At 67.0% G+C, this 20,801-nt stretch carries 14 protein-coding genes and 1 tRNA gene; 8 read left to right on the top strand and 7 right to left on the bottom strand.

The window, feature by feature from the left end; all coding sequences use genetic code 11:
- Window positions 1-8: 8 nt before the first annotated feature.
- The 3 genes from recB to BIO17B3_RS06445 form a co-directional block, all read right to left on the bottom strand.
- The gene (gene recB, locus BIO17B3_RS06455) at window positions 9-3,611 is read right to left on the bottom strand and encodes an exodeoxyribonuclease V subunit beta (protein WP_156053481.1); all 3,603 of its coding nucleotides are present in this window, start codon (window positions 3,609-3,611) and stop codon (window positions 9-11) included.
- Complete coding sequence (gene recC / locus BIO17B3_RS06450) at window positions 3,608-7,129, bottom strand: exodeoxyribonuclease V subunit gamma (protein ID WP_156053480.1); 3,522 nt, start codon at window positions 7,127-7,129, stop codon at window positions 3,608-3,610. The genes recB and recC overlap by 4 nt, the downstream gene beginning before the upstream one ends.
- Window positions 7,130-7,296: 167 nt before the next feature.
- Window positions 7,297-7,374 (bottom strand) — tRNA-Arg (locus tag BIO17B3_RS06445).
- 97 nt (window positions 7,375-7,471) lie between these two features.
- Here BIO17B3_RS06445 and BIO17B3_RS06440 point away from each other — a divergent pair.
- The 8 genes from BIO17B3_RS06440 (at window position 7,472) to BIO17B3_RS06405 (ending at window position 16,943) form a co-directional block, all read left to right on the top strand.
- Window positions 7,472-8,956: a lipid II flippase MurJ gene (locus BIO17B3_RS06440; protein WP_156053479.1), complete on the top strand. Its 1,485-nt coding sequence runs from the start codon at window positions 7,472-7,474 to the stop codon at window positions 8,954-8,956.
- Between the two features lie 12 nt (window positions 8,957-8,968).
- Window positions 8,969-9,790, top strand: coding sequence for an aldolase/citrate lyase family protein (locus tag BIO17B3_RS06435; RefSeq protein WP_156053478.1), 822 nt, complete (start codon window positions 8,969-8,971; stop codon window positions 9,788-9,790).
- Between the two features lie 17 nt (window positions 9,791-9,807).
- Window positions 9,808-10,365 (top strand): sugar transferase, encoded by a 558-nt coding sequence (locus tag BIO17B3_RS06430; RefSeq protein WP_156053477.1) that lies wholly within the window; start codon window positions 9,808-9,810, stop codon window positions 10,363-10,365.
- A 43-nt stretch (window positions 10,366-10,408) separates the two neighbouring features.
- Window positions 10,409-12,211, top strand: coding sequence for an asparagine synthase (glutamine-hydrolyzing) (gene asnB, locus BIO17B3_RS06425; RefSeq protein WP_156053476.1), 1,803 nt, complete (start codon window positions 10,409-10,411; stop codon window positions 12,209-12,211).
- Window positions 12,208-13,638: a glycosyltransferase gene (locus BIO17B3_RS06420; protein WP_156053475.1), complete on the top strand. Its 1,431-nt coding sequence runs from the start codon at window positions 12,208-12,210 to the stop codon at window positions 13,636-13,638. The genes asnB and BIO17B3_RS06420 overlap by 4 nt, the downstream gene beginning before the upstream one ends.
- 4 nt (window positions 13,639-13,642) lie before the next feature.
- On the top strand, window positions 13,643-14,347 hold the full coding sequence (locus BIO17B3_RS06415; RefSeq protein WP_156053474.1) for an acylneuraminate cytidylyltransferase family protein: 705 nt from the start codon (window positions 13,643-13,645) through the stop codon (window positions 14,345-14,347).
- 1 nt (window position 14,348) lies between these two features.
- Entirely contained in the window at window positions 14,349-15,479 is a 1,131-nt protein-coding gene (gene neuB / locus BIO17B3_RS06410; RefSeq protein ID WP_156053473.1) for an N-acetylneuraminate synthase, read from the top strand.
- Window positions 15,480-15,752: 273 nt separating this feature from the next.
- Window positions 15,753-16,943, top strand: coding sequence for a glycosyltransferase (locus tag BIO17B3_RS06405; protein WP_156053472.1), 1,191 nt, complete (start codon window positions 15,753-15,755; stop codon window positions 16,941-16,943).
- Here the strand turns inward: BIO17B3_RS06405 and BIO17B3_RS06400 are convergent.
- The 4 genes from BIO17B3_RS06400 to BIO17B3_RS06385 form a co-directional block, all read right to left on the bottom strand.
- On the bottom strand, window positions 16,912-17,172 hold the full coding sequence (locus tag BIO17B3_RS06400) for a hypothetical protein (protein WP_232054204.1): 261 nt from the start codon (window positions 17,170-17,172) through the stop codon (window positions 16,912-16,914). The two genes, BIO17B3_RS06405 and BIO17B3_RS06400, sit on opposite strands and share 32 nt — an antisense overlap.
- A gap of 48 nt (window positions 17,173-17,220) precedes the next feature.
- Window positions 17,221-17,472: a MoaD/ThiS family protein gene (locus tag BIO17B3_RS06395; RefSeq protein WP_013107030.1), complete on the bottom strand. Its 252-nt coding sequence runs from the start codon at window positions 17,470-17,472 to the stop codon at window positions 17,221-17,223.
- A gap of 68 nt (window positions 17,473-17,540) precedes the next feature.
- On the bottom strand, window positions 17,541-18,827 hold the full coding sequence (locus BIO17B3_RS06390; RefSeq protein WP_156053471.1) for an NAD(P)/FAD-dependent oxidoreductase: 1,287 nt from the start codon (window positions 18,825-18,827) through the stop codon (window positions 17,541-17,543).
- Window positions 18,828-18,935: 108 nt separating this feature from the next.
- The gene (locus BIO17B3_RS06385) at window positions 18,936-20,783 is read right to left on the bottom strand and encodes an aldehyde ferredoxin oxidoreductase family protein (protein WP_156053470.1); all 1,848 of its coding nucleotides are present in this window, start codon (window positions 20,781-20,783) and stop codon (window positions 18,936-18,938) included.
- Window positions 20,784-20,801: the final 18 nt, after the last annotated feature.

Raw genomic sequence — 20,801 nt, 5'->3', positions numbered from 1 at the left:
GCGAGTCGCTAGGCAAAAAGGGCGTCGAGCGCGTCGAGCAAGACCCCGTCGGGCGGAATGTGCACGCAGCCCGACTGCGGCCCGCGAACCCCGCGCAGGAACAGATCAATCGCGCCGCCAAGCTGCATTTGCGGGTCGTAGGTCGTGCGCAGCCGGGCCCGCAGCAGGCGATGCAAGGCCAGCATGTAGAGCGCGCATTGCACGTCATAGCGGTGTTCGAGCACGGCGTCTTCCAGCGTCTCCTGCGAATAGTCGGCGTCGTCCGTGCCGAGGACATTGCTCTTGTAGTCGAGCACCCAGTAGCGGCCCGCGTGATGGAACACCAGATCGGCGAATCCCATCACCATGCCGTGCAGGGTGCGTTCGGTCAGATCAGGGCGGGCGCGGCCCGGCAGGATGTGATGCTGGCACAGGGCGTCGATCTCGGCCGCACGCGCACGCTCGACCGGCAGCCAGAATTCCATTTCCGCAAGTAGCGTGCCAATCTCGGGCAGCGCCGCGCCCAGCGGCGGCAAGGGCGTGGCCAGCACTTCGCTCAACCATTCCAGCAAATCGGCCGAACGCGGCGCATCCCAACCCTGCCGGGCGCAGCGTTGCAACAGGCTGTCCTGCGTTTGTTGGGCTGACAGGGCAAAGCCGTTCTCGCCCAGCCAGGCCAGTTGTTCATGCACGAACTTGCCCACCAGCGCGCCGCGCGGAAAGCGATGGCGCGCGGCAGACGGCTGGGCGGCGGCAAGGGCGGGCGGTTCCACGCTCGGCTCGGCTGTCCACAGTTCGTCTTGCACCGCCGCTTGCAAGGCGGGTTGCTGGGTCGAGCGTGGGGTGAGGTCGCGCACCAGCGCGGAGAAGCTGCCGATGCTCCAGTTGCGTTCGAACTGGGCGTGATAATTGGGCGGCTCGATCAAGGCCGGGGCGGGGCGAGCAGCCTGCAAGCGCTGAAGCTCGGCCTCCTGCGCCGCATCGACGATCTGCACTGCCGGACTGCCGCCAAAAATCTCGCGCAGCAGGCCAGGAATGGCGGTGCCCGTGCGCGGCGCATCGCCTCCCAGCAGATAGCCGATGGCGCTGTGATGCAGCATGCAGTCCGACCCTCTGCCGACTTTCAGCGCGGCGATGCCGACCCACAGCGCATGCCGCGCGCGGGTCAGCGCCACATAGAGCAGCCGCAGGTCTTCGCGCAGGCGCTCGCGGTCGTCGGCGCCGTCCTTCGCCTCTTTGAACGCGGTGGCAAACGGCAAAAACACCAGCGGATATTCCAGCCCCTTGGACTTGTGGATGGTGACCACGCGCACCAGATCGGCCTCGCTTTCCAGCCGCACCACCTGTTCTTCGGTGGACTGGCCCGCCATCTGCTCCTGCAACCAGCGAATCAGCGCCTGCTCGCCGTCGAGCGTGCCGCTGGCGGTCTGCAGCAGTTCGGCCAGATGCAGCACATTGGTCAGGCGGCGCTCGCCGTCTTCCTCGCTCAACCAGCGGGCGGGCAGATCGAGCCGGTGCAGCGTCTGGCGCAGCATGGGCAACACCCCCTGACGCAGCCAGATGGCCTGCAGTTCGGCCAGCAAAGCCAGCCGGTTCTCGAACACGTCGTCATCTATTGCCAGCGCGGCCAGTTCGTCGATTGTCGCCCCCAGCGTCGGGGCGGCGAATGCGGCGCGGGCCAGACGTCCGTCGCGCGGCTCAGCCACGGCACGCAGCCAGCGCAGCAGGTCGGCGGCTTCCGGTGAGGCAAACACCGAATCGCGATCCGACAGATAAACCGAAGCCACGCCCCGGCGTTGAAGCGCGCGGCGCATGGCGCGCGCCTCGTCGCCATCGCGCACCAGCACGGCGATGTCAGACTGGCGCAGACGCGCAAAGCCCCCGTCGGCCTGACGGAAGCCGGCCTGCGGATCGTTGAGCAGACTGACGATGCGCGCAGCCGCATGCGCGGCAAACCGCTCGCGGGCATCGCGCTTGGATTCCAGCTCCTGATGCACGCTGCAGGTCAGCGCGGGCACCAGTCCTTCGGGACAGACGAGTTGCTCGGCCCGCCCGCGCGCACCGACCTCGATGAAGGGCACGGGGCTGTCCGCATCAGGCGCGTCATCGGCCCGGTACAGAAAAGCGCCCGCGCCTGCCCCCACGCCTTTGGCCTGCTCGCGTCGCTCGAACAGTTGGTTGACGCTGTGCACCACCTCCGCGGTCGAGCGGTAGTTGGTCTGCAGCGCCGAGTGCCGCCCCTGCGTGGCCTGCCGCGCGCGCAGATAGCTGGCGATATCCGCGCCGCGAAAAGCGTAGATCGACTGCTTGGGGTCGCCGATGAGCAGCACGGCGCTCTGCGAAGTCTGCGCCGTGGTGATGCCGTAGAGGCGATCAAACATGCTGAACTGCAGCGCCGAGGTGTCCTGAAATTCGTCGATGAGCGCAACGGGATATTGCTCCAGAATGCGCGCCCGCAGCCGCTCGCCTTGCGGCCCGGCCAGCGCCGCATGGAGACGTTCGAGCTGATCGTGAAAACTGAACTGACCGCTGGCCGCCTTGAGCGCACGCAGCCGGACATCGACCTGCGCGGCCGCATAGGTCTGCAGTTCGGGAACGAGGTCCGCCAGATCGGCCAGCGCCGCGCGCAGCGTCTCGACCTCGTTGAACGCGGTCGGCGGCTCCACCTGCTTGCCCTGGTTGCAGCCAGCGCGCAAGCCGTCGGGCGTGAGCTTGGCCCATTCTTTATCGTCGAGATCGGGCCGCTGCTGCGCGGGCTCATCCAGCCAGGCTTGCAGCGCGTCAAACCAGCCGCAAACACTTTTCAAACCATATTTGTTCTTGCTCAGCGGGTTGGCCTCGGACTGCACCAGCGCACACAGCCATTGCCGCATGCTCGCGATACGCTCGGCCCATTGCGCCTTGAGCGTGCTCACCTGCGCCTGCTGCGGCTCGCCCAGCCGCTGCCAGAGGTCGAGCAGCGAGGCGTCCTTGACAACGACCGGCGGCGCCCCGGCCTGGGCTGCGCGGAGCCGCGTTTTCACCTCGCCCTCCAGCGCGCCGACGTCCGGCCACACCTGGAGCACGCCGCCCAGCGCCGCGCCTGAAAGCGGATAGACCTGCTGCCGCCAGAAGTCGCGCACGGCCTGCGTGGTGAGTTCGCCTTCGTCGGCCACCAGATCTTCGTCGAAGGAATGACCGCTGTCGAAGGCGTGTTCGCGCAGCATGCGCTGGCACCAGGCATCGATGGTGAACACGGCCGCGTCATCCATCGCCTGCGCCGCCATCGCCAGGCGCCAGGCGGCGGTCTGCCGCGCACTTCCCGGCGGATAGCTGTCCAGCAGGCGCAGCAGAAATTCATCGTCCGCCTTGGGTGCAATGGTGCCCTGGAAGCACTGCGCCGCCTCCACCAGACGCGCCCGAATACGCTCGGCCAGTTCGCGCGTGGCGGCGCGGGTGAAGGTCATCACCAGAATCTGCTCAGGACTCAGCGGGCGGGCAAACGCGCTAGCTTCGTCGCCGTGGCCCAGCACCAGGCGCAGGTAGAGGGCGGCGATGGTCCAGGTCTTACCGGTACCCGCGCTGGCTTCAATGAGGCGGCTGCCCTGCAGGGGCAAGGTCAGGGCATCGAGGGGATCCGGGATGGCAGTCATGCGGCCTCTTTCGTGCCCGCAGCGGGCGTCTGGCCGTGGCGGATGACAACGGCCCGCGCCGCCCAGTCGAACAAGGGCTGGAACAGCTTGGCTTGGTAAGTCTCGAAGCGCCCATCGGCGCTCAGGCTGGCAAAGTCGGGGAAGGTGCGCGCGAGGCAGGGTTCCTCGACTTCACCCGAGGTGGAATAGCCGCCCTCATAGACCTCTTGCCCCTTGCCATTTTTCAGCTCAGCTAACGCGGTGCGGGCGGTGAACGGCAGCGGGCGACGCATGCCCTCTTGCCAGGCGGCCAGCAGGGTGTGAAGGTGATCTCTGGCCTCATCCGCGGGCAGCGGCGGCAGATCCACCCGCGCATCGACGCCAATGAGCACGCCCTGCACCGCATGACCGCAGGCGCTGGCCGCCAACTGCCGCACCCAGGCGTCGATCAGCTTTTCGGTGCGCGCCTGCGCTTTGCCATCGCTCAGTCTCGAAGCGCTGAGCTGCATCCAGATCGGGCTTTGGCCGCCTGTGCGCAAGCCGTCGAGCCAGTCGTCCAGCCGCAGGTCTTGGTACTCGACGATCAACGCCCGCTTGTCCACCGCCTGCGGATAGGCCTGCGCCAGCTCGGACCAACTGCGCAGCAGCGGCAGCGCCTCTTGCTCCAGACCTTGCGCCACTCTGCCGCCCAGCGCGCGCAGGGGCAGCGCCCCGCCGCCCTGCAACTGGCGCACCCGGCGCGCGACGGCGGCCTCGATGCCTTCATGCACGGCGGCCTGCGGATCGTCGATCAAGTGGCTGAGCAGGCTGTGGCGGTCGAGCCCGTCGAGCGCGAAGACTTCGTCGTCGTCCTGCGTCTGCAGTTCATCGAACACCACGTCGAGCCGGGTACGGAAAAACGCCTTGACCGGATTTTTCAGGAAGCGGGCCAGTTGCTGCAGACTCAGCGGTTCGGTGAGCGGCTCGAACGGCATCGGCCCATTTCCGTTCCCGTGCCCGTTCTCGGCCACACCACCATGCGCCTGCCGCCATTCGCGGGCATAGGTGAACAGCGCGGCGTCGCCCTCGAAGTAGCGGCGGCTGAAGGGTTGCAGGGGATGGACGGTGGTGCGCTGCGCGAGCAGATCGCGCTGTTCTTCGCCTTGCCAACCCGCGGCGAGATAGTCGCGCAACTGCGCCACCAGCACCGACGGCGGCTGCTCGGTGTTGTCGCGCGGGCTGCGCCCGGCCCAGCTCACATAGAGCATGCGCCGCGCCGACAGCAGCGCTTCGAGCATGAGGTAGCGATCGTCTTCGCGCCGGGCGCGATCTCCGGGCCGGTATTGCCCGGGCTGATGCAGCAGATCGAAGTCGCTGCGCGGGCTGCGGCGCGGGTAGTCGCCCTCGTTCATGCCCAGCAGGCAGACGACTTCGAAGGGAATGGCGCGCAGCGGCATCAGGGTGCAGAAGGTCACCCCACCGGCGAGAAAGCGCCCGCCGCCCGCGGCCTCGTCCAGCCCGCTCAGCCAGCTCTCGCGCAGCACCTGCAGCGGCACGGCTTCGTCGAACCGCGCGGCGGCGCAATGGTCGAGCCAGGTCGAGAGCGCATCGTCGAGGCGGGCGCGGGTTTCGCGCTCGCGCAGGTCTTGCGGCAGACTGATGGCGTCGAGCAGATCGCGCGCGTGCTGCGCCCACTGGCCCGGCGTGGCGCTTTGCAGGGCCGTACGCCACCAGGCTTGCAGCACGTCGAGCAGATCGGCCAGCGGCCCAACGAGGGCGGCATCCAGCCCGCCGATTTCGTCGAAGGGCACGATGTTCTCAAAGCCGTCTTCGCCCGCCCCGGCATAGCCCAGCAGCATGCGGCGCAGGCCGAAGCGCCAGCTGTTCTGCTCGCCGCAGGCGCCCAGGCCGAGATGGGCGCGATGGTCGACGTCCAGCCCCCAGCGCACGCCCGCGCCGGCGATCCATTGCGTCAGCCTTGGCCGGTCTTCGGGCCTCAGGCCGAAGCGCCGGGCAATGGCCGGTACATCGAGCAAGGCGCTGATGTCGGAGGCCAGAATGCGCTCTTGCGGCAGGCGCAGCAGCCAGTCCAGCGCGAGCAGCAGCGGTTCGGTCGCCCGCGCCGACAGGTCGGCGATGTCGAAGGGAATGAAGCGCGCATCCCCCGGCGGATACTGGCCGAACACCGCCCGGATGGCCGGGGCGAACGGGGCGATATCGGGCGTCATCACCACGATGTCGCGCGGCCGCAGCGGGCGCTCGCCGCCGGGCTGCGCCAGCAGATGCAGCAACTGGTCGTGGAGGATTTCGACTTCGCGCTGCGCGCTGTGGCCGATGTGAAACACCACCGAACGATCCGCTGCAGAAATGGGCTTGCGCGGATGTTCGGGCAAGGGCAGCAGATCGCGGATGGCGGCCTGCATCTGTTCGAGCAGCGTGTCACCGGGCGCGTCGTCGAACAGGTCGTGCCGCGGCAGGCCTGGCCTGTCTGCCGCGTTCGCCTGCTCGTCGAAGGCATCGAGCTGGCGCATGAAATCGCGGCCCTGCCGCCCCCAGGCCGCCAGTAGCGGGTGAGCGTGGGCGTGCATGGCCTCAAGACTGACCTGCGCCAGGTCGCCCGCCCGCAGCGGCCTGCGAGCCGGTGCCGCGCGCAGCAGCTCGCGGCCCTCGATGATGTCGGCCCAGTGATAACGGCAGGGATTGGGCAGCGCGATCAGCACCTGCACATACCGCGACAGCGCCACCAGGGCATCGAGCACCACGGCAGGCAGATGCGAAGCGCCAAACAGCACCACCCGGCGCGGCAGCGCGGGTCGGGTCGGGCTTGCTGCGTTATCGGCCGTATTCAGCGCCTGCAGCATGGCGCGCTGCACCTGCGCACGGGTGGATTGACGCTCCGTTTCGCTCAGCTCGGCCAAAACCCGGCGCCACAGCCAGGCCTGCCAGCGCTGATCTTCGGGCAAGGGCGTCGCGCGCCCGAGCGCATCGATGAGCACATCGCGGCCCTGTGCCCAGGCGTCGAGCCAGTCGTCGCGGTAGATCTGATACTGGTCGTAGAGGTCGGCCAGACGCTGAGCCAGTTGCAGGCGGCGCGGCAGATCTTGATCTTGCAGATATTGGAGCAGCGGGGCGCAAACGGCCACATCGAGCGTGCTGCCCTCATGGAAACGCTGGGCCGCCTCAAGTTTCCTTGACTCCCACGGGGGGCGGGCCGGGCTTAGCTCGGCCCTGGGGGCACCCAGAAGTCGCATCAAGCGCCAGGTCAGCAGCGGCTTGTCCAGCGGCGATTGCGACGGCGTGGCCGCACGCCCCAGCACCTGCCGATAGGTGCGCCACAGAAACCGTCCGGGCAGTTCCACCCGCGTAGCGGCGCAAATGCCGCCCTGCGCGGCCAGCGCCATCTTAAGCCACTCCGCAGCGCCATTGCTCTGCACCAGAATGACCTCTTCCTCCAGCGGCGCCAGCGGCTGCTGCGCCAGCCATTCCAGCAGGGCATCGCGCAGCAATTCCAGGCGATTGCCCTGCAGAATGAACAAGCCGGGGCGGATATCGTCGGTCATGGGCAGAGAGAACAGGAGCAGGTCATACAGCCCTTATTGTGGACTGTTCACCCTGCTCACTTTTTACCAGTGATGCGCAGTCGCCATGCCGCATCTCCTTCGCTGACCGGGCGACGCAAAAAACAAAACGCCTGAACCAGGACTGGTTCAGGCGTTCGGCTTTTAACTGGTGCGCCCGGCAGGATTCGAACCCACGACCCCTTGGTTCGTAGCCAAGTACTCTAATCCAACTGAGCTACGGGCGCTAAAGAACCAAAATTATAGACATACTTCGATGAGCGCGTAAAGCCCCCTTGTGTTTCCCATCGGCCTAGGAGACTGTCGCAGGCACAATGCCCGTCCATGTCGATGTTGCGCATTTTCTCGCTCAGCCTGCTGCTTCTGGCGGCCAGCCGCCTGCTGGGGCTGGTGCGTGACGTGGTGGTGGCCACGCAATTCGGCCTGAGCGGCCACGCCGACGCCGCGCTGGTGGTGCTGTCCTTTCCCGATCTCGCGGTGAGTCTGTTGTGGGGGGCGGCCATTCCGGCCGTGATGGTGCCGCGCATGGCCGGGCGCGGTGCGGCGCATATCGCGGCGGAGGGCGCGCGCTGGTCGCGGCTGGCTGCCCTGCTGTTCATCCTGGCGGGCATGGTCGTGTGGTGGGAGCGGCTTGCGATCGTGCATCTGCTCGCCCCCGGGCTGAATGCACCGGAGGCGGCGCTGGCGGCGCAGACGCTGGGGTGGTCGGCCCTGGTCGCCCTGCCTGCCGGGGCGGTGGCGATGGTGGGCAACGCCATGCTGCAGGCCCAGGGGCGCTTGCAGTGGCAGTACACGGGTCAGGTGGTGTTCAACCTCGGACTGATCGGCGGACTGATCGTTGCGGCGCAAACCGGCCAGTTCGCCTGGGTGGCCGGCGGGGTGGTGATCGCGGCGCTGGCGCGACTGCTGCTGATGCGCAAGGCCAGTCGCGCCGCGCTGCCCGCAGCGGCACCGGGCCGCACCTGGCCGGACGCCGCCAGCCTGCACGCGCTCGGTCTGGCGCTCGCGGCCTCCGGGCTGACGGTGCTCTACACCCTGGCGGCGCGCGCCCTGATGTCGGATGCGGGGCCGGGGCAACTCGGGGTGTTTCAGTATGCGCAGCGGGTGGGCGAGTTGCCGCTGCATACCGTTTTCGCCGTTGCTTCGGCGCTGGCGCTGGCGCGCCTGAGTGCGGCGGAGAGCCAGGGCGATTCCGCCCGCGCGCAGTTGGAGACGCGCCAATGGCTGCGGGCGATGCTGTGGCTTTCCGCCCTCATCGCACTGGCGGGTATGGTGGCGGCGCCGGGCGTCATTCGCCTGCTGTTCGGCTGGGGGCGCATGACCGCCGAGGCCCAGCAGCAGGTCACCGAAGCCATGCGCTGGATCTTGCTGTTGTTGCCGCTGCAGGCCGCGCAACTGGTACTGGCCACGCGGCTCAACAGCCACCGCCGTATCGCCGATCAGGTGCTGGGTTACGGCGCGGGGCTCGCCGCGCTCGCCCTCGCTGGCGCCCTGCTGCCGGTCACGTCTTGGCGCGGCTTGGCGGCGTATGGCGCCGCCTGGGGGACAGCCACCGCGGTGCTGTGGTGGCGGCTGGCGCGCCATCAGGCCGATGCGCAGTGGCGCAACGCGGGTGTGTTGCTGGCTGCGCTGCTGGTGCTGGCGGCGGCAGGCGCTGCGCTGCGATCGATGCCGCTGCCCTGGGCGCTGGATCTGGCCTTGGCCGCGGTGCTGTTCGCCGCCGGCGTGTGGGCCTTGCTGCGCTTCGATCCGCTGGGACGGCTGGTGCGCGATCGCTACACTTCCCGTCGGCTACGCCGCGCTGCCTGAACCTTGCTCAAGATGGACTTTATCCAAATCACCAACGATCCCGACTTTGCCGCTTTCGCCGTGGGCTGCGGCGTGACGCGGATCATGGTCGATCTGGAGCAGCACGGCAAGCAGGAGCGCCAGGGCGGCTTGGGCACCTTCATTTCCGACCATGTGCCGCAGGACGTGGCCCGCGTGCGTCAGGCCGTACCGAAAGCGGCGCTGATCGTGCGCATCAATCCCCTGCATGAGGCCAGCGCCAACGAGATCGATCAGGCCATCGCCAGCGGCGCCAGCCACCTCATGCTGCCGATGTTCCGCAGTGCCGACGCCGTGGCTCAGTTCGTCGCCCTGGTGGCCGGTCGTGCCCAGACCATCGCCCTGCTCGAAACCCGCGATGCGCTGCAAAGCCTGCCGCAGTGGGCGGGTCTGGACGCGTTGGACGAAATCTACGTCGGTCTCAACGATCTGCACCGAGAACTGGGCCTGCGCTTCATGTTCCAGCCGCTGGCGGACGGCGTGGTCGATCGCGTCGCCGCCGTGGCGCAGCAGCAGGGCAAACGCTTCGGCTTCGGCGGCATCGCCCGGCTGGACGAAGGCCTGCTGCCCGGGCGTGTGGTGCTGGGCGAGCACTTAAGGCTGGGCTCGCGCAGCGTGATTCTGTCGCGCACCTTCAACCGCGAGCGCATCGAAGCCCCCGATTCCGACTGGCGGGCCATCTATGCCGCTGAAATCCATCGCCTGCATCATGCCGTTCAGGTGCTGGCGCAGCGCGAGCCCGCCGAGATCGAAAACGACCGCCTGCTGGCCATCGACCTCATCACCCGCGTCGCCCAGAGTCTGGGCCAACGTTGACGCCGCGCTGAACCTCCGTGGCCAAACGTCTGTTCGACATCTTGTTGGCGCTGCTGGCGCTGTTGCTACTCTCGCCGCTGATGGTCGCGGCGGCGCTGGCCGTGTGGCTCGACTCCGGCCGCCCGGTGCTGTTCGCCCAGACCCGCGTGGGACGTGGGACGCAGCCCTTTAAGCTCTACAAATTCCGCAGCATGGTGGTGGACGCGTCGCAACGCGGCCCCTACAACACGAGCCAGAATGATCCCCGCATCACCCGCGTCGGCCGCATCCTGCGGCGCACGAGCATCGACGAACTGCCGCAACTGCTCAATGTGCTGCGCGGCGACATGAGCCTGGTCGGCCCACGGCCCGACGTGCCGGCGCAGCGCGCCAACTACACCGCAGAACAATGGGCGCTGCGCCACCGCGTGCGCCCCGGCATCACCGGGCTGGCGCAGGCCCTCTACCGCTCGAGCGCCACACCGCAGCAGCGGCTGCAGGCCGATCTCGACTACGCACAACACCACGGCCTGCTGGTCGATCTGCGCATCATCGGCCTCACCGTGGTGCAACTGTTCCGGCGCAACGCCAACTGACCCGTGAAACTGACCCGCGCCGTCAAAGCGCGACAATCCCGCCATGTGTGGAATTTATGGATTTTTCGACCGTACCGGCCTGAACCTGAGTGAGCAAACCCTCGCCGCGATGGACGCCAGCCTGGTTCATCGCGGGCCGGATGACAGCGGCGCCTTCACCGCTTCGGGCGTGACGATCGGCAACCGAAGGCTCTCCATCATCGACCTCGCCGGTGGTCACCAGCCCTTCGTCAGCGACGACGGGCGAATCGCCCTGGTGCAGAACGGCGAGATTTTCAACCATGTGGAACTGCGCGCTGAGGCGCAGCGCCAGGGCGTGCGCTTCCACTCCGATCACAGCGACACCGAGGTCTTGCTGCGACTGTATGAACGCGAAGGACTGGGCTTTCTGCCGCGGCTCAATGGCATGTTCGCCATCGCCATCTGGGATGGGCGCGATCCAGAAAATCCCCGGCTGCATCTGGTGCGCGACCGCATCGGCGTCAAGCCGCTGTTCGTGCACGACGACGGCAGGCAGGTGCTGTTCGGCTCCGAGATCAAGGCCGTGCTCGCCGCGCTGCCGGGCCGGCCCGCGCTCGATCTGCCCGCGCTGCAGCACTACCTTGCCTACAACTACGTTCCGCCGCCCTTCACTCTGTTCGCGGGCGTGCGCCACGTCATGCCGGGCACGGTGCTCACCGTCGATGGCGCTGGCAGCCACACGCGCCGCTGGTGGAGCCTCGCGGAGCAGACACCTGCGCCGCAAACCTTCAGCGCGTGGCAGGAAGAATTCCTCGACCTGCTCGACGACGCGGTGCGCCTGCGACTGCGCGCCGACGTGCCCTTCGGCGCCTTTCTCTCGGGCGGGGTCGATTCCAGCACCGTCGTGGCGCTCATGGCGCGGCATGTGCGCGAACCTGCGCGCACCTTCTGCATCGGCTTTCCCGACCCGCGCTTCGACGAATCGCCCTACGCACGCGAAGCCGCGCAGCGCTTCGGCGCCACGCACCGCGAGCGCATCGTGCAGCCCGACATGCTCGACGACTGGGCCCGCGCGCTGTGGCACTGCGACCAGCCGCACGGCGATGCCTCGTTCATGCCCACGCGCAGCGTCAGCCAACTCGCCGTTCAAGATGTGAAAGTCGTGCTCACCGGCGACGGCGGCGACGAGCTGTTCGCCGGTTACGACAAATACGCCAGCTTCATGGCCGACCCCGCGCTGCGTGATCTGCCTGCGGCCGACTTCGCGCGGCACTACGTGGAGCACACCGGCCTGTTCGGCGCGCAGGCCCGCGCCGCGCTGCTGCAGCCCTGGCTGCGCGCCAAGCTGGCCGATGTGGACAGCGAGCGCGACGTGGCCGCGCCCTGGTTCGAGCAGGCGTCGCACTTCGACCGCGTCAACCAGATGCTGTTTCTGGACATGATGTTGCTGCTGCCCGGCAACAACCTCGTCAAGCCCGACCGCATGGGCATGTCGGTGTCACTGGAGGCGCGCACGCCCTTTCTCGATTGGCGCCTGATGGAGTTCGCCTTCCGCGCGCCCGGCGACACCAAGCTGAAGGACGGCGACAAAAAGCATTGGTTCAAGCGCGCGGTCGAGCCCCTCATCGGCGCCGACCTCGCGCACCGCAAAAAGCAGATGTTCACCGTTCCCATCGGCGAGTGGTTTCGCGGGCCGCGCAAGGCCTGGCTGGCCGAATTGCTGTTCGCCCCGAACGCGCTCGGCGCGCGGCTGTTCGAAGCCAACACGGTGCGCAAGCTGTTCGACGACCATGTCTCGGGCGCAGCGAACCACACCCGCGAACTGCGCGCCCTGGCGGCGCTGGAACTGTGGGCGCAGCAATTCGAGCCCGAGCTTCCCGCATGAGCCGGGCGCAGCGCATCCTCGCCGTGGCCTATGGCGGCGGCCACATCGCCATGATGCTGCCGGTGCTGCGGGCGTTGCGCTCACGGCAGCCCGATCTCGACATCACTCTGCTGGCCCTCACCACCGCAGCCCGCGTGGCGCGCGATGCGGGTGAGGCGCCGCTGGGCTATGCCGATCTGCTGCACTTGCTATCGCCCGAAGAACAAGCCCAGGCCCTGGCATTGGGCCGCGCGCTGCAGCCGGGCAACACCCATCCCGACATTCTTGAAGCCGAAACCGTGGCGTATCTGGGCATCAACGCCTTGGACCTGCGGCAACAACTCGGCTTTGCCGCAGCCGACGCGCTGCTCGCTGCCAAAGGTCGGCAAGGCTTCCACCCGCTGCACTTCTTTCGCCGCATCGTTGCCCATCTGCAGCCCGATCTGGTACTGGCGACCAATTCACCGCGCAGCGAATCTGCCGCGGTCGATGCCGCCACCGAGGCCGGTATTCCCAGCCTGGTCATGCTCGATCTGTTCGCCTTGCCGGGCGATGCCTTCGCCGCGCGCAAGCGCTATCCCAGCCGGGTCTGCGTGCTGTCTGAAGCCGTGCGCGACAACCTCGTCCGGGCCGGATGGCCGCCCGAGCGCATCGCCATCACCGGCAACCCGGCCTTCGATGCCCTCCATGCCCCGCAAACCCGCGCGGCCGGGCTTGCCTTGCGCGCCGAGCTGGGTGCTCCACCGCAACGCCTCATCCTGCTTGCGCTGCAGCCCGAGCCCGCCACGCATCCGGCCTCTCCCGGTCGCCGCGGCGACCCGCGCCTGCCCGAACGCGTGCTGCAGGCTTGCCTCGACAGCGTGCGCGCGCATCCCGACTGGACCCTCATCGTGCGGCCGCACCCTTCGCAAACCCTGCCTGCTCGGCACGACGACCCGCAACTCCGCCTGTCCCTACCGCCCGAGCCTCTGCACCCGCTGCTGCACGCGGTGGACGCCGTCATCACCGGCACCTCTACTGTCGCGCTCGAAGCCCATCTGGCGGGCAGGCGCGTGCTGCAACTGCTCGATTCCATCACCGCGCCCGCCATGCCCTATCTCGCGCTGGGCGTGGCCGATGCCGCTTGTCACCTGACCGATCTGCCGCAGACGCTAGATGCCCTGCTCGCGCAGCCCAGCATGGAGCGCGCAGCCGTCCGCGACGGCCCCGCCGCCGGACCGCCCCAAGGCGGGCGTCTCCCCCTCCCAACCTCCCCCACGCCGTGGGGGAGGAGTGGCCGCTCCCTCTCCACTTGTGGGGAGGGCCGGGGTGGGGATGACCCCCTCGGGGGGCAGCGAGGGCAAAACCCGAGCGTGGGGGCGCCCAACACCGCCGCCGACCAGGTGAGCGAGCAGGCCCTGGCCCTGCTCGCAGCCCATCCACACCTCACTCCGCCTGCCCCGGCCTGAGCCCATGACCACCATCGCCACGATCTGCGCCCGCGGCGGCAGCAAAGGGCTGCCGGGCAAGAACATTCTGCCCTTCGCGGGCCTGCCGCTCATCGCGCACAGCATCCGCTTTGCGCTGCGGCACCCCGCCATCAGCGCCGTGTATGTGTCCACAGACGACCCAGAGATCGCGCACATCGCCCGCGAGGCAGGCGCCGTGGTGCCTTATCTGCGCCCGGCGGAACTGGCACGCGACGACACACCCAAGCTTCCGGTCATCGAACACCTCGTGGCCTATCTCGAAGCGCAGCGGAGCATCTTCACCCGCATCGTCGATCTGCAACCCACCTCGCCGCTGCGCATCCCCGCAGATCTCGACGGCTGCCTCGCCCGCGCCGATGCCCCGGACGCGCCGGGGCTGGTGCTCAGCGTGTTCGACTGCGGCTTCAACCCCTATTTCAACCTCGTCGAAGAGCAGCCCGACGGCAGCGTCAGCATCAGCAAGGGCGGCGGCCTCACCGCCCGCCAGAGCGCGCCCAAAGTCTGGGCGCTCAATGGCTCGATCTACGTCTGGCGACGCGAAGCCCTGGCTCACGCCGCGCAGCACGGCCTGTGGAGCGTGACGGTCGCTGCCTGCATCATGCCGCCCGAGCGGTCGGTGGACATCGATACGGCCGACGATTTCGCCCTAGCCGAGTGGCGTTACACCCAGCAGCATTTCAAACCCTGACATGCCCAACAACCGCGTCTTTCTCATTGCCGAAGCCGGCGTCAACCACAACGGCCAACTCGACCTCGCGCTGCAACTGGTCGACGCCGCCCGCGCCGCCGGGGCCGACGCGGTCAAGTTTCAGACCTTCCGCGCCGAAGACCTCGCGCTGCCCGGCACCGCCACCGCCGCCTACCAGCAAGGCGCCACCGGCGAGACCGATCAATTCGCCATGCTGCGCAAGCTCGAACTCAGCGCCGAGCAACACCGGATCATCGCCACGCATTGCGCGCGCGTGGGCATCGAGTTCATGTCCACCCCGTTCTCGGAAGACGCGGTCGATCTGCTGGTCAGCCTCGGCGTGCGGCGGCTGAAAATTTCGTCCGGCGAAATCGTCAATCGCCCGCTGCTCGCCAAGGCCGCCGCCACCGGCTTGCCGCTCATTCTCTCCACCGGCATGGCCACCCTGGCCGAAGTCAAGCAGGCCGTCGGCTGGGTACGGGCGGCGTGGGCGCTATATGGTTCACCCCTCTGCGAAGACACGCCTGACCCCGCTGCCGGGCCGCCCCAAGGCGGGGGGGGCAGCCCCCTCGGGGGGCAGCGAGGGCAAAGCACGAGCGTGGGGGCCTCTGCGCTCACCCTGCTGCAATGCACCTCCGCCTACCCCGCGCCGGATGACGCGCTCAATCTGCGCGCCATCGCCACCCTGCGCACTGAGACCGGCCTGCCCACCGGCTATTCCGACCACAGCCTGGGCAATGCCGCCGCGCTTGCCGCCGTGGCCCTGGGCGCCTGCGTAATCGAAAAGCACATCACCCTCGACCGCAATCTACCCGGCCCCGACCATCGCGCTTCCAGCGAACCGGCCGAGTTCGCCGCGCTGGCGCGCGACATCCGCCGCATCGAGACCATGCTGGGCGACGGCATCAAGGCCCCGCGGCCTGACGAGATCGACGTGCGCGCCGTGGCCCGCCGCAGCGTGGTGCTGGCCACGGCCCTGCCCGCAGACGCCGTGCTGCAGCGCGAACACCTGCAACTGCGCCGCCCCGCCAGCGGCATTCCCGCCGCCGAGCTGGATGCCGTCATCGGCCAGCGCCTGCGCGCCGACACCCCGGCGGGCGCCGTGTTGCAGTGGGAAAACCTCAAGGGCTGAAACGGAACCTAAAGCCGTTTCAGGCTTCAGCAGCCCGGCGCATCCAAGCGGGTCTGCTCGGTCGCGAGTAAAACCGGCAAAGCGTTCTGCACAATATTCCTAAGGGGCTGAAGAGCGGATTTATTTCCGTCATCACACGATATGGAACCTGATTTTGCGCACTTTCTCAATCCGGACTGCGCGAAATTTACAAAATTACCGCTGCACCGTGAAACCATGACGTGGTAATTTCGTCACATGAAGTAGATATCTTCGGGTTCGCTGCAAAACATCATGCCCACAAAAAACATCGATCTGATTTATTTCAACGCCGGAGGCGGCCACCGCGCCTCGGCTCTGGCCCTGGAAAAAAGCATTGCGCAGTCGGGTTTGCCTTGGCAGGTTCGGCTGGTCAACCTCACCGACGTGCTCGACCCGCAGGGCACGCTACGCAAATACACCTTCTCTCCGGAAGACTATTACAACGCCCGATTGGCGCGCGGCCTCACCATCGGCCTGCGGCACGAACTCAAGCTGCTGCAAGGGGCGTTGCGGCTGCTGCATCCCACCCTGCTCAAAATTCTCAAGCTGCATTGGCTGCGCACCGAGCCCGATCTGGTGGTGTCGCTGATTCCCAATTTCAACCGTTCGCTGTTCGAGAGCCTGACGGCCACTTTGCCCGGCGTGCCCTATGTGACCCTGTTGACCGATCTGGCCGATTTCCCGCCTCATTTCTGGATGGAACAGGGGCAAGACCAACACCTCATCTGCGGCTCGGCGCATGCCGTGCAGCAGGCTTTGCAGGCCGGGTTCGATGCCGAGAAAGTGCATGCGACCTCGGGCATGATCATTCGCCCCGATTTCTACGCCGAGCCGGTAGATTTCGACCGGGCGGCCAGTCTGCAGGCCATGGGTTTTGATCCGCAGCGTCCGGTGGGGGTGGTGATGTTCGGGGGGCACGGCTCGCGCAGCATGCTGGCCATCGCCGAGCGCCTGCCCGATGTTCAACTCATTTTCATGTGCGGTCACAACGCCAAGCTGGCGACCAAATTGCGCGCCTTGCCGACTACCGCGCCGCGCCATGTGATGGGCTTTACCAGCGCCGTGGCCGAGGTGATGCGGCTGGGCGATTTTTTCATCGGCAAGCCGGGCCCCGGTTCCTTGAGCGAGGCGCTGCATCTGGGCCTGCCGGTGATCGTCACGCGCAACGCGTGGACTATGCCGCAGGAGCGCTACAACACCGATTGGGTGCGTGAAAATGGCTTCGGCTTGGTGCTGCCAAGCTTTCGCGGCATCGAGGCGGCGCTGCCCGCGTTTCTCGACGATCTTGCCGCGAGCCGCGCGCGCGTGGCCGCGTATCGCAACCGGGCGGTTTTCGAGGTGCCGCAGATTCTGCAAGACATTCTGCGAAGCGCCGAGCAGGTGCAGCTTGATGCGCAGAGCTTGATGGGCGCTACCCCCCGCCTTTTTGAAAATGGGCGGTGAACTGCTGCCACCACGCCCTGCGCTTGGCGGGGTCTGCGGCAGTGAGCGACACCTCGGCCAGCCAGCGTTCGAGCACGATCAGCCCCAGCCGGGTGGGCTCGGCAGGATGCAGGCGGATGTGCCAGTCGCAACCTGCATCATGCCCTGAGTAAGCCTGTGGGCCGTCGGCGCGCAGAGTGGGGAACGCCATCGTCAGCTGCCGCGCAAACGCGCTGCGGGTGATGGCCATATCGAGTTCGCAATGAGCAGGGGCGCCTAGGCCGTACATGAAGTGTGCTCAGCCTCCAGCGACGGGCGGCCAGATCGCCAGGGTTTCACCTTCCTGTAGCACGCGGGTGTCGCGCTGGTCGGGCGCGATATAAACACCATTCACCAGAACCAAATGCACCAGCTTCCAGGGCAGGCGAAAGCGCTCCACCACGTCTTGAATGGTGGTGCCCGGCGCGATGTTGAGTGTGATCTGATGGCCCTGCCGCGGCTGCGGCAGATAGTCCGTCAAGGTGGCCATCAGCTTGAGCGTGATTTGCACGCCAGTCTGAGGCTGAGCCTGGGCAAGAGGGGATGAGGTGGGCGCATCCATGAGGGAGTGACTCGCCTTCAATGATGCACCGTATCGCCGCGACGGTCTTGCGCCTGCGCGCTGGCGAGGTAGGCTTCCATCAGGCGGGTGGGGTCGGCCAGCAGGCGGTCTTTCCAGGCGCCGAGCTTGACCCGGCCTTCGACCAAGCCGCGCAATACGCCGATGTGCTGCGTCGTGCCGATGCTGTTGCTGCCCACCATCACATCGCCCTCGAATTGCAGGCTGAGGTGTTTGTATCCTGCCCGGTCGGTCAGCTCCACGCCTTGCCCTCCTTTCACGCCCTGCCATTGGCCGAAGCTGCTGGAGATTAGTCCCAGGGTGTCGAGCACGTTGATCTGCGTCACTCCGCGCAGCTGGGTGCGCCGACCGGCCATATTCATGGCTGCGACATAAGCCTGATCGACCGCGTTGGGCTGGATGGCGCTGACCATCGGCTTGCCGTAAAGCATGTCGAACGCCTCGGCGCAATCTCCAGCGGCAAAGATGCCGGGAACATTGGTCTGCAGGTGTTCATCGGTGAGCACGCCTTGCAGGCAATGCACGCCAGAGCCTTCGAGAAAACCGATATTGGGCTTGACGCCGGCCGCCGAAATCACCAGATCGGCGGGCAGACGTTCGCCGGTGGACAGGCGCACGGCCAACGGGGCGGCCATATCGCTGGGGTTGGATTCGATGGACTCGATGCGCGCGCCGGTGTGCACCGTCACGCCCTTGTCTTGCACCCAGTCGCGGATCATGCCGCCGGCGGTTTCACCCATCATGCGCGGCACCATGCGGTCGCCCATTTCCACCACGGTGAGCTGCACCCGGCGGCGCACCAGACTTTCCATGATGATGCAGCCGATGAAGCCCGCACCAAGCTGGATGACCCGCGCGCCGGGCACGGCGAACTGGGTGATGGCGCGGGCGTCTTCCAGTGTCCAGCAAGTATGCACCCGCTGCGCGTGAATGCCGGGAATACGCGGCAGCGTCGGCGTGGACCCGGTGGCGATTAGCAGGGTGTCGAAGGACAGCGTTTCACCGGATTCGAGGATGAGGGTTTTGCGCGCCGCGTCGAGCGACTTCACCCGCGCATGGCGCAGGCTGACGCCGATCTGCCTGAAGTGCTGCGGGTCTTTGCGCAGCCAGGTGCCGCGCTCGGTGATGTCGCCGTGCAGCAGGTAGGGAATCGCCATGCGCGAATACGGCGGCCCTTCTTCGTCGCCGATCAGGGTGATGGTGTCTTCGGTGGCGCTGTGCTTGCGCAGGGTTTCTGCAGCAACGACACCCGCGGGGCCGTTACCGATGATGATGTGATGTTTCATGGGGTCTGCCTCGATTCCGAGCCGATCTCACGCCGTCCACCATCCCCCCAAACCGTAGGGGAGGTGGTGGGTGCACAACCCTCCCCACGCGTGGGGAGGGGGCTCCAGTCAAAGCCCGAGCCGCGTGCGGGTTTCGGGCTTGAGCGTGCCTTCCGGAGTCCAGCCGCGCAGCTCGTAATACCGGGGCAGCATCTCGGGCAGCTTGTTGGTCAGCCCCTTGGCCGGGCCGGTCTTGGCGGGCTCTTTGAGCAGACGCGGCGGCAAGGTGTCGTCTTTGGCGGTGAAGCCCGCGCGGTTGTTGTAGTCGCGCTCCATGTTCCAGATGCGCTCGCCTATGGTGTTCAACTCGTCCATGGTGAACTCTTCCAGGCAGGCGGCGGCAAGCTGCGGCTGCACGTCGGCCAGCGTCCAGGCGAAACTGGTGAAGAGGCAGATGCCGGCAGAGTCGAACACGGCGGTGGCGTCCTGAAACGCCTTGACCAGTTCGGGTTTGCCGTCGGCCACCAGCGGGTCAGTCTTGACCGGAATGCCCAGCACTTCCGAAGCCACCGTGTAACCGCGCAGATGGCAGGCGCCGCGGTTGCTGGTCGCGTAGGCCAGACCCATGCCTTGAATGCCGCGAGAGTCGTAGGCCGGGAACTCTTGGCCCTTGACGCTCATGCTCAGTTCCGGGTGGCCGTACTTGGCCGTCAGGCGTTTGCTGCCCAGCGCCAGTTCCTTGCCGAAGCCCTCGCCGCGGGCGGTGATTTCGGCGAAGTAAGTCAGCGCCTTAGCCGAGCCGAAAGGTGCTTCCACGCCGAGTTGTTCCTTGGTCAGCAGGCCCATGTCGTACAGCTCCATCACCGCGCCCACGGTGGCGCCGAAAGTGATGGGGTCCATGCCGTCTTCGTTGCAGAGGAAGTTGGCGTAGGTCAGCGCCTCGAGGTCGCTCACGCCGTTGGCCGAGCCCAGCGCCCAGGCGGCTTCATATTCCAGACCGCCCGATGCGCCCCAATACTGCGGCTTGTTCTCGACGCTGAAATGGGTTTCGTCGATCTTGCTGATGCGGCCGCAGGCGATGGTGCAGCCAAAGCACGCCTGATTGGTAACCAGATTGGGCTTGCCATCGGTTTTGCGCGGCTCGTGCATGGCTTCGCCGGAGATGTCTTTCGCGCCTTCGAATTGCACGTCGCGGTGGTTGCGCGTGGGCAGGGCGCCGATTTCGTTGATCACGTTCATCAACACCTGGGTGCCGTATTTGGGCAGGCCCTGGCCGGTGACGGCGTTGTCGTGCAGCACTTTTTTGCCTGCGTTGACCGCAGCCATGAACGCCTTGGGGTCGCGCACATTGCCCACGCCCAGGGTGCCACGCACCGCGACGGCCTTGAGGTTCTTGCTGCCCATCACCGTGCCCACGCCCGAGCGACCGGCGGCGCGGTGCAGATCGTTGACGATGGCCGCATACATCACTCCGTTTTCACCCGCACGGCCGATGGAGCTGACGCGGATCAGCGGGTCTTGGTGATGGTTCTTGATCCAGGGCTCGGTTTCCCACACGGTCTTGCCCCAGATCGGCGAGGCGTCGAGCAGTTCGGCCTTGTCATTTTCGATGGACAGATACACCGGCTTGGGCGATTTGCCTTCGACGATGATCATGTCCCATCCGGCCATCTTCAGCTCGGCGCCGAAGTAGCCGCCCGAATTGGAGCAGGCGATCGCGCCGGTCAGCGCGCCTTTGGTAATCACCGAATAGCGCCCGCCGGTGGACGCCATGGTGCCGGTGAGCGGCCCGGTGGCGTAAATCAGCTTGTTGTCGGGCGAGAGCGGATCGACCTTGGCGTCGACCTCCTCGACGAAATACTTGGTCGCCAGCCCGCGCTGGCCGATGTACTCGCGCGCCCACTGCCTATTCAGCGGCTCGCTCTTGATGGTGCCTTGCGTGAGGTTCACGCGCAGAATTTTTCCGGCCCAGGTCATGGTCGTCTCCTCAATGTG

Source organism: Thiomonas sp. OC7 (genome assembly GCF_900634595.1).
GTDB lineage: Bacteria > Pseudomonadota > Gammaproteobacteria > Burkholderiales > Burkholderiaceae_C > Thiomonas > Thiomonas arsenitoxydans.
The sequence above is the reverse complement of the archived record's forward strand: the minus strand, read 5'-3'. Positions and strand labels throughout refer to the sequence as shown.